The sequence below is a fragment of the Microcoleus sp. PH2017_35_SFW_U_B genome (genome assembly GCF_020737865.1).
In the GTDB taxonomy this organism is placed as follows: Bacteria; Cyanobacteriota; Cyanobacteriia; order Cyanobacteriales; family Microcoleaceae; genus Microcoleus.
The window spans coordinates 78,164-89,848 of the sequence record NZ_JAEQDE010000051.1 but is presented as its reverse complement, the minus strand read 5'-3'; the positions used below and the strand labels follow the sequence as shown (position 1 = coordinate 89,848).

General features: G+C 44.2%; 9 protein-coding genes and 3 pseudogenes. 3 read left to right on the top strand and 9 right to left on the bottom strand.

Annotation, left to right across the window (positions count from 1 at the left end; translation table 11 throughout):
* The first annotated feature begins 865 nt into the window (after positions 1 to 865).
* The gene (locus JGK36_RS15085; protein WP_293177058.1) at positions 866 to 1,480 is read left to right on the top strand and encodes a hypothetical protein; all 615 of its coding nucleotides are present in this window, start codon (positions 866 to 868) and stop codon (positions 1,478 to 1,480) included.
* Between the two features lie 444 nt (positions 1,481 to 1,924).
* Here JGK36_RS15085 and JGK36_RS15080 read toward each other — a convergent pair whose 3' ends face one another.
* The 7 genes and pseudogenes from JGK36_RS15080 to JGK36_RS15050 all read right to left on the bottom strand — a co-directional run bounded on the left by JGK36_RS15080 (position 1,925) and on the right by JGK36_RS15050 (position 7,721).
* Positions 1,925 to 3,313, bottom strand: coding sequence for a UDP-glucose/GDP-mannose dehydrogenase family protein (locus JGK36_RS15080; RefSeq protein ID WP_293177056.1), 1,389 nt, complete (start codon positions 3,311 to 3,313; stop codon positions 1,925 to 1,927).
* 201 nt (positions 3,314 to 3,514) lie between these two features.
* A pseudogene (locus JGK36_RS15075) lies at positions 3,515 to 4,033 on the bottom strand (NAD-dependent epimerase/dehydratase family protein); the annotation flags it as partial.
* Positions 4,034 to 4,168: 135 nt separating this feature from the next.
* Positions 4,169 to 4,648: pseudogene (locus JGK36_RS15070) on the bottom strand (LAGLIDADG family homing endonuclease); the annotation flags it as partial.
* 366 nt (positions 4,649 to 5,014) lie between these two features.
* Positions 5,015 to 5,449: pseudogene (locus JGK36_RS15065) on the bottom strand (GDP-mannose 4,6-dehydratase); the annotation flags it as partial.
* Positions 5,450 to 6,089: 640 nt separating this feature from the next.
* Positions 6,090 to 7,037, bottom strand: coding sequence for an NAD-dependent epimerase/dehydratase family protein (locus tag JGK36_RS15060; RefSeq protein WP_293177054.1), 948 nt, complete (start codon positions 7,035 to 7,037; stop codon positions 6,090 to 6,092).
* 134 nt (positions 7,038 to 7,171) lie between these two features.
* Entirely contained in the window at positions 7,172 to 7,561 is a 390-nt protein-coding gene (locus JGK36_RS15055; RefSeq protein WP_293191579.1) for a glycosyltransferase, read from the bottom strand.
* Positions 7,554 to 7,721: a hypothetical protein gene (locus JGK36_RS15050; protein ID WP_293191575.1), complete on the bottom strand. Its 168-nt coding sequence runs from the start codon at positions 7,719 to 7,721 to the stop codon at positions 7,554 to 7,556. Before JGK36_RS15050 ends, JGK36_RS15055 begins: the two co-directional genes overlap by 8 nt.
* A 123-nt stretch (positions 7,722 to 7,844) precedes the next feature.
* On the opposite strand from JGK36_RS15050, the gene JGK36_RS15045 reads away from it, so the two are divergent.
* Positions 7,845 to 8,195, top strand: a complete 351-nt coding sequence (locus JGK36_RS15045) for a DUF433 domain-containing protein (protein ID WP_293177052.1) — start codon at positions 7,845 to 7,847, stop codon at positions 8,193 to 8,195.
* Entirely contained in the window at positions 8,173 to 8,532 is a 360-nt protein-coding gene (locus JGK36_RS15040) for a DUF5615 family PIN-like protein (protein ID WP_293177050.1), read from the top strand. Before JGK36_RS15045 ends, JGK36_RS15040 begins: the two co-directional genes overlap by 23 nt.
* Before the next feature lie 104 nt (positions 8,533 to 8,636).
* On the opposite strand, the gene JGK36_RS15035 is transcribed toward JGK36_RS15040, so the two are convergent.
* Complete coding sequence (locus tag JGK36_RS15035; protein ID WP_293200992.1) at positions 8,637 to 9,362, bottom strand: hypothetical protein; 726 nt, start codon at positions 9,360 to 9,362, stop codon at positions 8,637 to 8,639.
* Positions 9,337 to 11,310 (bottom strand): hypothetical protein, encoded by a 1,974-nt coding sequence (locus JGK36_RS15030; protein WP_293200990.1) that lies wholly within the window; start codon positions 11,308 to 11,310, stop codon positions 9,337 to 9,339. The genes JGK36_RS15035 and JGK36_RS15030 overlap by 26 nt, the downstream gene beginning before the upstream one ends.
* Positions 11,311 to 11,685 lie beyond the last annotated feature (375 nt).

The window sequence follows — 11,685 nt, the reverse complement described above, 5'->3', positions numbered from 1 at the left end:
CAATATTTGCCCTCATGGCAACGTTCTGAAACTTTACCAAAATGGGATATCACGATTATCCCATTTTGACTGGTATTTTATTTGTCCGCGAGTCCCTTACTGAACCTAATAGAGCAATTACAATTAAAAGTCAAAGACTTGGAGTCAGAGAATCAACGGTTGAAAGATGAAAACAACCGATTGAAGGGAGAACAAGGAAAACCAGACATCAAAGCCAACTCCAAAGGATTCAAAAGTCAGCACTCATAGCGAAAAAGAACGAAAAACGCCAACCAAAAAAGCACAAAAAAGGCAGTAAAAACGCCACAATTAAAATAGATCGAGAAGAAATACTAGAATACCCCACAGACCAACTGCCAGCAGACGCAGAATTTAAAGGATACGAACAAGTAATCATCCAAGATATCAGCTTGGCAACCGACAACATATTGTTCCGTAAACAGAAATATTACTCACCCTCACTCCGAAAAACTTATGTAGCAGAATTACCAATGGGCTACGAAGGAGAATTTGGACCAGGAATCAAAGCCTTAATCATCAGTTTGTACGCTAGGGGGTAATATGACGATGCGGTAAACTACTGGAGTTTTTAGCCGATCTAGGTATTTCCATCTCAGCAGGTTATTTATCCAACCTGCTAATCAAAAACCACTCCGGTTTTGAAACCGAGAAAAAAGAAGTTTATGATTCAGGACTAGCGAGTAGCCCCTGGCAACACTTCGACCAAACAGGCGCACGTGTAGCTGGAGTAAACCATACCACCAATATCATCTGCAACCCTTTATATACAGTATACTTCACAACAGCGAATAAAGACAGACTGACTGTCCTGAGAGGATTACAGCCAGGACGAGAACTAAAATTCATGCTCAATCCACTGATATTCTCACTAATTGAGGACTTCAAAATCCCGGCTAAATGGCAGAATGCTCTCAAGCTATTACCCCAAGAAACGGTGTTGGGTGAGTCAGAGTTTAATCACCTACTTAATAAGTATGTACCCAAACTGGGTGCTCAACAAGTTACCAGGATTAGGGAAGCAGCAGCTATTGTTTTCTATCATCAGCAAACTGATTGTCCAGTCGTACAAACTCTTTGTTGTGATGATGCTCCGCAATTCAAGTTAATCACTGCTGATAGAGCATTATGTTGGGTGCATGAGGGAAGGCATTACAAGAAGTTAAGCCCGGTATTCCATTGCCATCAAGTAATTTTAGGGAAATTTATCGAAGATTTTTGGGATTATTATCGGGAATTATTAGCTTATAAAGATGTTCCCAGTCCTGAAGCTGCACTGCTTTTAAGGTCGAAATTTCGGCGGCTTTTTGAAACTCCAAGCGGCTATGAATTGTTGGATGAACGCAAACAATTAACTGCGACAAAAGTATCGGAGTTGCTGAGGGTTTTAGAGCACCCTGAATTACCTTTACACAATAATCCCGCTGAGTTAGCTGCCCGAACTTGCTGTGCAGCGACGTAATATTAGCTATGCAACTCAGACGATTGAGGGTACGAGGGCATGGGATACTTTTATGTCTCTTGTTGCTACTAAGGAGTCAGTTGGGAATCAGTTTTTAAGGGTTATGTGCGCGACCGAATTTCTCAACTTGGAATTATTCCCTCTCTGTCCACTATTATTCGCGAAAAATCTTCTCTTTATCCCTTGGGCTTGTCTTGGCAACTAGATTAACTGCTACCCCTACTTATTGAGCCGATACGTACGTATGTATGTTGATGTAGACCTTGGCAGGGCTCTCGCATGAGGACAAAAAAATGGTTGGCGATCGCGATCTACTGTCGCCCTCATGCGAGAGCCCCTACATAATACATATTTTGTTCTTTTTGTCAAAATATTCTACTGTACCGACGCTCTAGGTGCGCAATGCGCACCTTACAGGATAGAGGTTATCCTCCAAACTCTTTCTTATCTTCCAATCCCGACATATTGGAAACCAGCCGCTTCTAAAACCTTCTTATCTAAGAAATTGCGGCCGTCAATCATCACCGCATGAGCCATCAATTTGCCCATTTTATCGTAATCTAAATTACGAAACTGTTCCCAGTCAGTCACCAACACCAAAGCATCGCAACCGTCAGCCAATCTTTCCGCATCGGTTTCCACCAAAACTCCCGACAAACCGTGACGCATCCCAGTTTGAGAAACAATCGGATCGTAAGCTTTAACTTTCGCTCCCAATCTGTTTAAATTCTCGATTAAATTCAGGGAAGGAGCATCCCGCAAATCATCAGTATCCGGCTTGAAAGTCAAACCCAAAAGTCCGATTGTTTTGCCTTTAAGAATCTTCAAAACTTGCTGCAACTTTTCAATCGCAATCGAGCGCTGGCGTTCGTTCACTTCCACCGCCGCTTTCAGCAAATGCGCTTCATATCCGTAATCGTCAGCAGTGTGAACTAAAGCCGAGACATCTTTGGGGAAACAAGAACCGCCCCAACCAATGCCAGCCTGCAAAAACTTACTACCAATTCGCGAATCTAAACCGATACCTTTCGCTACTTGGGTAACATCTGCACCGACTCGATCGCAAATATTAGCAACTTCATTAATAAAGCTAATCTTGGTAGCCAAAAAAGCATTAGCTGCGTACTTAATCATTTCTGCGGAACTGATGTCAGTCATCACCACAGGTACCACAGGCAAAGACGGATTTTCTGCAAACTTGCGATCGACAATTGGTGTGTATAATTGTAGCATCAGATCCATCGCCCGCTGAGAGTTGCTGCCCAGAACAATGCGATCGGGATTAAACGTATCGAAAACAGCACAACCCTCGCGCAAAAACTCTGGATTGCTAACCACATCAAAATCAGCACCAATTTTTGCTGCTACTTCCTCACCCGTAGCGCCCTCACCGCTTTGAGCTTTTTGACGTTCAGCCAAACCATCTAATACAATCCTCCGCACCCAATCTCCCGAACCGATGGGTACAGTTGATTTGTTTACGATCACTTTGTAATCGCCGTCGAGGTGAGCGCCAATGCCGCGCGCCACCGCTTCCACGTAGCGAGTATCGCTTTCCCCAGTGGGCAAAGGAGGCGTCCCCACCGCAATGAATAAAATCTCCCCATGAGCCACTCCTGCTGCTAAATCTGAAGTAAATTCTAAATTTCCCGATTGAGAAGCAGAGGACATTAATTCAGACAGTCCGGGTTCAAAAATAGGTGACTGTCCCGATTTCATTAATTTAACTTTTTCTTCGTTGTTGTCTACACAAATGACATGATGTCCGATGTGGGCCAAGCAAGTGCCGGTGACTAAGCCAACGTATCCTGTACCGATGACGCAAACACGCATAGAAATGTCCTCAAAGTTAGTAAACAGTTGACAGTTGACAGTTGACAGTTGACAGTTGACAGTTGACAGTTCTTATTAGTCAGATGGCAGGCAGATTGAGGAAGCAAAAGGGAATAGGGAATAGGGAATAGGGAAGAATGAAGAATTAAGAAGTAAAAATACTCCCCCTCTCCTCCTCTCCCCCTCTATCTCTCCCTCTCTCTACTTTTGGTTTCCCTCGATGCGATCGCGAAAATCTTTCACAGTTAACTCTAAACCTTTATCCAGCGGCACAGTTGGTTCCCACCCCAACCAATTTTTAGCAAGAGTAATATCCGGTTGTCGCTGTTTTGGATCGTCTTGTGGCAGCGGTTTGAAGATGATTTCCGCCCCTGGATTAATCATATTTTGAATTTTCTGTGCTAACTCCAAGATAGTGTATTCGCCGGGATTCCCCAAATTCATCGGCCCGATTTTGTCGCTATTCATCAACCGAATAAATCCTTCCACCAAATCGGAAACGTAGCAAAAACTCCGGGTTTGGGAACCGTCACCGTACACAGTCAGCGGCTCATTCCGCAAAGCTTGCACAATAAAATTGCTGACTACTCTGCCGTCATTTTCCAACATCCGGGGGCCGTAGGTATTGAAAATTCGGACAACTCGAATGTCTACCCCATTTTGGCGGTGGTAGTCAAAAGATAGGGTTTCAGCTACTCGCTTCCCTTCATCATAACAGTTGCCACAAAACGCTGCCTTGCCGTTGCGGCGGACGCAGATTACGTGATTTTTAACATTGACACAATAAACATTTCCCGCATAACGAACTGGTTCGGGAGTTACGAGATTTGCATCTTTTGGAGGGCGAATATTAACGCGATAAAGATCGCGACCGATTGCATGATTGACTACCGTTGCTGCATAGCCGCAGCGCATTGCTAACTCTTGTACGTCATCAGCCAATTGCTTTGATTTAGTGTAATAAGCGTAGGCATTTCCTTTTTGAGAGCCATCTCCCAATATCAAAGCTTTGAACAAAATTAATGACTGTCGCTGAGACAGATTTAGGTATTCTCGCGGTATGTATTTGTCACCAGACTTGCCCAGAGGCAGCAAAATTTCTGCTAATTGTTTGCTGCAAATCCGAAATTGATGGTCGTCGGAGTCAAAAAACTTGAAAGGAGTCCGCTGGAGACACTCTGCTATTGCTGTCCGTCCTTCTGGATTTACTTGAGCGATTAATATGTTGTAATCAGCAATATCATAATCGCAACCGTTAACGACTCGCGCTCGCCTGCGGACGTGAACGCAACCTTCGGAAATGTAATAACCCAGAAATTCCAGCCAATCATCCATCCGCACCCGTTCGACATTTACTTTAGCATTGCGCGGCGGTTCTCCTAATTCAAACCATTCTTGTTCTGCCGCTAAAAATTCTGCTCCCGTGATGGCTCTTTGATGGTGCCAATATACATCTGTATCGGCTTGGAGAAAGTTCAATTTACCAGTGCGGTTTTTGACATACATCCAGTGATTGGGAGTCACACAAAAATCAAATTTAGAATTGGCAAATCGGAGCAAGTTACCCACATAAGGCTGCACGATATGCTCGTCAGGAACGTGATATTCAATCTGATTGTCTGGATTGAGAGTTGCTACGCGAACTCCCGGCTGTAAGTTAGGAAAAGGAACCCAACCGTTTTCTGTCAAAATTTCAGTATTCTCGTCGTAACAACTGCGAATACCTATACAATTAACGTTACCGCGATAGTCTTCTGTTTGGGGATGGACATCTGGATCGCCGTAAACTTCTGATGTGGAAGCCAGAAAAAATCTGGCCTTCACCCGTTTCGCCAATCCCAACATATTCATCGTGCCGATGACGTTTGTTTTAATTGTCTTGACAGGATTGTACTGATAGTGTATTGGGGAAGCTGGACAGGCCAGATGGTAAATCTGATCTACCTCTAACCGAATCGGTTCCGTGATGTCGTGGCGGATCAGCTCAAAATAGGGGTTGTCCATCCATTTGAGGATATTGCGCTTAGTCCCGGTGTAAAAGTTATCCAGGCAGACTACCTCGTGTCCTTGGGCCATTAAGCGATCGATCAGATGGGAACCGATAAAACCCGCACCGCCTGTGACTAAAATTCTCATGGGGGAAACTGCCGTTCTGTTTAGAGGGTAAGACTGTGGTACAACAATTCAGTCGATCGAATCAAACTTGTTAATACAATAACAAAATATCGATCAACAATGTAAAGACTTATCCGCAACCTGGATCAAATCTTTAATTAACTTAGCATTGTCAGAATATATGCAACAGATTGCGAGCTAGACTGGAGCTAACCTAGTTAATTTTACTTACACTTCTATAATTCCGAAAAAATACTGTTGACATTATCTCCACAGTGACTATATAATTATAAATCTTAATTTTTGGTGCCATTTTTAGTTAACAAACATTAGTTAGCAAACGAAAGATAAAGTCCTTACTATAAACTTAATAATGACTAAAGTCCTGACTACAAACCTAATAATTTTGCAACAATTATGAAAGTTGGTATAACTCCACCAAAAAAACATCACACCGAGAAACCGGGTTTCTCGGTGCGATCATATCCAGTAGCTTCATCCCTCATTGGATTTGATATAGCAATCCTAAATCATTTGCACAATTGTTGTAGGGCTCGAACCACGTTCGGTTGCCCGATAGATAGGGTAGGCAAAGAAAGGTACTACCCTACAAATTTATCTTAATTATTTAGGATTTCTATATGAGTAAGTTAAGCACACTCTAACCGTACAAAGACTGTACCCATTCCCATTCTTGCCTCAATCCTTCTCTCAAAGACACCTGTGGCTGATATCCCAAGATTTTCTGAGCTTTCGATGCGTCAGCGCTAGTATCTCGTGCATCTCCTTTGCTCGATTCTAGGTAATTGATGCGAATCGGGCGATCGACAATGCTTTCCATCGTCTGAATAACTTCCGCCAAAGCAACTCGACTTCCCCCTCCAATATTAAATATTTCCCCGACAGATTCCGGCACTTTAGCGGCAGCTAAATTAGCGGCAACGCAATCGCTGATAAAAGTAAAATCTCGGGTTTGCTGTCCGTCTCCGTAAATTGAAATCGCTTCGCCGCGCAAAATTGACTTAAAAAATATGTGAAATGCCATATCGGGACGCTGGCGAGGCCCGTAAACGGTGAAATAGCGTAGGATGGTTGCGGGAACGCCAAAATTGTGATGATAAAGCGAAGCCAAACGTTCAGCAGCTAATTTGGTAATCCCGTAGGGAGAAACTGGTTGAGGGCAGGCAGTTTCGGAAGTAGGAAAAGTTTCAGCATTGCCGTACACCGACGAAGACGAAGCCAATACAAACTTTTTCAGTTGCGGTGCATCTTTGGCGGCTTCTAGGAGTACCTGAGTTGCATTGATATTGCGTTCCGTATAGCTGCGGAAACCGTATCCCCAACTAGCACGGACTCCTGCTTGGGCTGCTTGGTGGTAAATGACTTCTGCATTTGCTAATAGCGGTTTCCAATCCAAAGATAGGATATTACCCTCAATTAGTTTAAAATTTGGATGTTTTTCAAAATGAGCGAGATTTTTTCTCTTTAATTCGGGATTGTAGTAATCGTTGACTTCATCAACTCCGATTACTTGTTCACCTTGGTTTAAAAGAGTTTCGACTAAGTTAGAGCCGATAAAACCTGCCGCGCCTGTAACAATATTACTCATGGGTTGATTGTTGATTGTTGATTGTTGACTTCAGCATATAAAGCCTCGTATTGCTTTGAGGATATGTGGCAGGTCATAATTAACCATATTTTCTCGTCCGCGCTTGCTCATATGTTGAGCTTCCTCTGGATGGTCTAAAATCTATGCCATTGCTGTGCTATTCCGTTGATATCTCCCAACTTTACCAGCAAACCATTGCCATTTTCTAATAAATCACGAGTGCCTCGAATTTCTATACCGATGACGGGGACTTCGATGCAGAAAGATTCCATGACGCAATTAGGAAGCCCTTCTTGAGAGGAAGCAATCAGAGTAGCTACTGAGGCACGAATCAAAATGGGGATATCTCGTCGCAAGCCCAAAAAATGTACTTGCTTTTGAATTCCTAATTCTGATGCTAGTTCTCGCATTTCCTCCAAAATTATGCCATCTCCGACCAAAGCTAAGTGTACTTGAGGTCGAGCTAGTTGGGCAAATGCCTTGAGAATATTGCCAGGGCGCTTGCGGGGAATAAATTCAGCCACCGACAAGAATAAAGGGTTTTCCGACTATAGTCATGGGCTGGAGATGAAACATCGGGGGCGATCGCGAGGGATTGCCTCTAGGAAATGCTAGAAATAGAGTTGCTGAGTTTTTGCGGCCTGTACCAGTTGGGTCAGTATTGTGCCAAAAGAGCGATCGCATATCTGATTTGGTTTAGGCTAAGACAGAAAGGGCGATCGCAGCCATACCTCGCTAGAATTAAAAGTGGAATTATAGTAAAATTATAGTTAGCAGTACGATCGGCTAAAAAGGAAGGATTAAACTGTGCAACTAGAAGAATACTTCAACTTTCTAGCACCTGATGACATTCGCCTGAAAGATTCGCGGATTGGAATTGAAACTATCCTGTACGAGTACATTTATCGTGCTCGCACCCCAGAGGAAATTGCCAATATTTACACTTCGCTGAGTCTAGAACAAGTTTATGCGACCATTCTGTATTATCTTCACAACAAAGAATCTGTGAGCAATTACATCGCTGACTGGTTGGAATGGGGACGCAGAATGCGAGAGGAACAGCAGCGAAACCCGTCGCCTGCGGTGCGGAAACTGATGCAGTTAAAGGCAGAAAGAGAAGGCAAAAAGGCGAAAAATGCTCAAATATCTCATGGATGAAAATGTTAATCCAGTTTATATTAACCAACTGCGCCGGCGGGAATCAGATTTGATAATTCGGGCTGTGGGAGAACCGGATACTCCTCCCAAAGGTACGTTAGATCCAGAAATCCTAATTTGGTGTGAAGTACATAACTTTGTGCTGCTGACTAATAACCGCAAGTCAATGCCGGTACACTTAGCGGATCACATTGCCCAAAATCGCCACATACCCGGTATTTTTATCTTCAACCCCGATATGGGTATTGGGGAGACACTGGACGAGTTGATTGTGATTGCGGGAGGTTCTTTTGATGGGGAATATCAAGACCAAATTATTCACTTGCCAATTCCTTGAATTCGTTGAGGCTTGGGTTTTCACAAAGTCCGATCGCCCTTGTGTGAAAAACAGCAAGATACGCGCGTGCGTAGCTATCCTGTAGGGAATCGCCATTCCCGATTTTAGTGGCTTCCTCCCAATGACATCTGAACCCAGCGGCGAAATAGTTCCACAGCAATACAGTAGCAACCATTAATTTCTTTAACAACATCGTGGCGTTCCAGAGTTTTTAATGCTTCCTGTAAACTTGTTTCATCCATCCCTATTTCTGTACTCAGCCTGTCGAAATTCATGCCTTGTAAGTGAGGTGCTAATGCTGTTAAAATCTCTTGTTGTCCCGGTGCGCCTTCCGCTGCTTGACCCCAAACTCCTGTAAAATAGTAGCGACCTCTGGTGAAAAATTCCGGGTCATTGATGACTGTTTCTACATCTTCTACGGTAAACATTGGATCGCGGGGGCGTCCCATTTCAAATACTCGATCGTTGTAGAGGCGTACTAACAGGAATCCTACCAGTTGCGTGAGGTAGGGTTGGCCGTGAGTTAGTTCATAAATGCGATCGAGTGCTTCGGGTTTATAGTCTAGGATAAAGTCATCATCGGGATTGGCTAAAACTTGGCGAGTTGCACCTAGACTCAGGAAACCAACTCGGATGGGGATAATGCTAGCAAAAAGAGGATTGAAATAATCTCCGGTCATTTCATCCAAGGTGTGCAATCCAGCAAAAGCTAAGGCAACTTTAGAACTCATTTGCAGTATTCCTCGCAAAAAGCCGATAAAATCTGGATTGATTTTCCCAGCCTTAATCAATTCTTCAATTTTTTCAAACTCGTCTAAAGCAACGATCAATCCACTTTCTATATTTGCTACTACTTGTTCGATGTAGCGTCCAAAGGTGAGATAGGGTAGATTGAGTAAATCGCGATCGGCTGGAGGTGCAATCTTGACCGTTTTGGCAATGGCATCGGTGATGAATATTAGTAGTTCGCCGACTCCGTACCTTTGCTCCTAAGCAGTTGGTAGCATTTAACAAAATCGAAGTTTTCCCCATCCGCCGATGACCGTAGAGAGCCACAGATTGCAGGTTATTTCCCTTTACCCACAATTCCTCTAGCTCTCTGATGATATCTTCGCGGCCGACAAATAGATTGCCTTGGACTGGATCGCCAATTACATAGGGATTAGTGACCGGTTGAGTAATTGAAATATCTCCGATTTTACCTGTGACTTGCAGTAATATATCTACCCATTTTATGACTATTTTAAGGATTAAAATTCTTTCAGTTTTTGGTATGATATTTGACTGATTTAAGAGAGTTCCAAGCTGACCTAAGGCTCGGTTGAGGGCAAGGGAACGGGCAGAACGAGATACGCTATTCTGGACGACTTGAACATCGGCAATTACCCGTCGTAGAGAAGCAATTGCTTGCCAAGTAGTCTCGCGCAGCCGAGGTGGATTTGGGGAAGGTGGCAGTTGCAGGGAAGCAATTTCGGCTAGTTCTGCTGTTTGGTCAAAAGCGGTGAGAATTTGCGCTAAGGTAAGCATCTCCTCTCCATAAAGCAAATCTCGCACTACAGTAAAAGCTTCTGTAGCTTTGTCTGGTTCTTGTTGATGGAGATACCAGAAACCAGCAGCAGAGGCACGGGCAGGAGTATTTAAACGTATTTCTGTTTGAAATCGAGCTTGAATTTGCTGTTTCCAAGGTGCGATGATGAAAAAACCTGCTACTACTTTTGACTTCATTACTTCACTGAGAGAAACTGAGGCAAAACGCACTAAATTCCAATCATAAGGATCTTCTGATAATTGAGCGACTCGATAGATCAGTTGTTCTTTTGGGGTCTCTGCTAGCACGCGATTTATAGCTTTAACAACTGGGATAAACTGAAGGGTAAATTTTAGTAGTTCGTTAGTGTTATGCAATCCTGTTTGCCAATCCAGCCTCAGCCAATTAGCTATTTGAGAAGACAGGTAGGGAAGGGGAAGTGGGGTAATGTGAGGAAATTGTCTATTTTGGTGTTGACGCTGGAGTAGAGTGAACGGTACAGCGAAAAGCCAATTTTCAGGACGTGCGATCGCCACGGCTGACGCCACGCCGAATCCCACGCCCAATGCCACGGCTGACGGTACGCCCCACTCCACTGCTGACGCCACGTCCCACCCCATGCCCCATACCACGGCTGACGCCACGCCCCACATCACGCCCAGCCCCACGCCGAACATCACGCCCCACCCCACGCCCCACATCACGCCAAACCCAAAACCTGACCTGATCAGAACTTCCAGGACTAACCCCACACCTAACGTCACGCCCATCACCACCACTGACGCGACGCCTGATGTCGGGACTGATGCCAGGACTGACCCCACGACTAACACCACGGCTGATGCCACCCCTGACGCCACACCTAACAACAGGACTGATCCCACTAACACCACCCCGAACATCACACCCAACCCCACGGCGGACGCCACGTCCCAATCGATAGAAATGCCTATTTCCCCCAAAAGTCTACTCAAGCCTATAAGGATAACAATGATTAACACCAAGGCTTGTAGAATTAACTGACGCTGGACAGCATTTTGACGCAACCATTCCCACTTTTCTCGCCAGCTTTTGGCATCTTTTAAGCTAGATTCACCACCAAAGGTAGACTCATACCACCGCAAAGCTTGAGGGAAGTAAAACACCCAATATAATAATCGCAGGTAGTCTAAAGGATTCCACAAAGAAAGAGGACGTTTCAGTTTAGGAGCTAAATCTAAGCGAGGAATAGGGGGATGGTTTTGACTCATAAATAGGTGGGTATGAATGAATTTAAATATGGGTGATTAAGTATCGTATCCAGTAAATCAACCACGATTCTTGTAGGGGCGGGTTCGCCAACCATTCATGACAAAAATCAACAATTTCCTAAACCCGCCCCCACCCCACCAACCAAATAAATGTACCGCGAATTTATTGGTAAAATGTGAATCTTGGCTGGGGAGGGCAGGTTTATGAGATTGTCTGTTTTAGCCAATTATTGTTGGTGAACCTGCCCCTACGAGATAAATGTGAATATAAATCTCGGCTGGGGAGGGCAGGTTTTTGAGATTGTCTGTTTTAGGCGATTATTGTTGGTGAACCTGCCCCTACGAGATATTGGATTGTGCGATCGCATATCTATC

Coding starts and splice junctions, on each gene's coding strand:
- JGK36_RS15085 (WP_293177058.1), top strand. CDS start 866: ATGCTCAATCCACTGATATTCTCACTAATTGAGGACTTCAAAATCCCG.
- JGK36_RS15080 (WP_293177056.1), bottom strand. CDS start 3,313: ATGCGTGTTTGCGTCATCGGTACAGGATACGTTGGCTTAGTCACCGGC.
- JGK36_RS15060 (WP_293177054.1), bottom strand. CDS start 7,037: ATGAGTAATATTGTTACAGGCGCGGCAGGTTTTATCGGCTCTAACTTA.
- JGK36_RS15050 (WP_293191575.1), bottom strand. CDS start 7,721: ATGCGATCGCTCTTTTGGCACAATACTGACCCAACTGGTACAGGCCGC.
- JGK36_RS15040 (WP_293177050.1), top strand. CDS start 8,173: ATGCTCAAATATCTCATGGATGAAAATGTTAATCCAGTTTATATTAAC.
- JGK36_RS15030 (WP_293200990.1), bottom strand. CDS start 11,310: ATGAGTCAAAACCATCCCCCTATTCCTCGCTTAGATTTAGCTCCTAAA.